Below are 870 nucleotides of genomic sequence, written 5' to 3' on the forward strand. Positions count from 1 at the left end.
ATCGGCGGCGGGCCGCACAGGTAAACATCCACATCGCCGTCGTTGAGGTGCTTGGGCGCGATGTGTTGCGTGACGTACCCCTTCTGCGGGTAGCTGCTGTCCGGGCTGGCCACGCAGGCGCTGAAGGTGAAATTGGCGATGCGCGCGGCAAGGGCTTCGAGCTTGTCCATTTGCACCAGGTCGAAGTCGTGGGTCACCCCGTAGATCAGGTGCAAGGGGTGCGCACTGCCCTGCTCGGCGATCTTCTCCAGCATCGCGGTGAACGGCGCCAGGCCGGTGCCGCCGGCGAGCAGCAACAGCGGCCGCGTGATCTCGCGCAGGTAGAAGCTGCCCAGTGGGCCGGCCAGGGTCATGCTGTCGCCCGTCAAGGCCTGCCTGGTGAGGAAGCTGCTCATCAAGCCGCCCGGCACGTTGCGAATGAGGAAGCTGACTTCGCCGTCCTTCTGCAGGGTGCTGAACGAATAGGCGCGGCTCTGCTCGCTGCCCGGCACCTTGAGGTTGACGTACTGGCCCGGCAGGAAGGCCAGCTTGCTCAACGCCTCGCCCTTGATCGACAGGGCGATGGTGCTGTCGGAGAGCTGGCGCACGGCGCTGATCGTCGCCTCGAAGCTGGCCTGCTGGGTCTTGCACACCTGTGAGGAGGCCGGCACGCGCACCACGCAATCGCTCTCGGCGCGCATCTGGCAGGTCAGCACGTAGCCCTGTTCGGCCTCGGCTTCGCTCAGCGCGTCCTCGATGTATTCCTCGCCCAGGTCATACCGCCCGGCTTCGGCGAAGCACTTGCAGGCCCCGCAGGCGCCGTCGCGGCAATCCAGTGGAATGTTGATGCCTTGGCGATACGCGGCATCGGCGACGGTTTCGCCGACACCG

The 870-nt window shown here is 66.2% G+C and carries 1 protein-coding gene; it reads right to left on the bottom strand.

Annotated features, from left to right (window positions below; genetic code table 11):
* The coding region (benC, locus tag B3M58_RS07895; protein WP_296218153.1) for a benzoate 1,2-dioxygenase electron transfer component BenC at positions 1-870 on the bottom strand (870 nt) is incomplete at both ends.

It is taken from the genome of Pseudomonas sp. UBA2684 (assembly GCA_002354655.1).
GTDB lineage: Bacteria > Pseudomonadota > Gammaproteobacteria > Pseudomonadales > Pseudomonadaceae > Aquipseudomonas.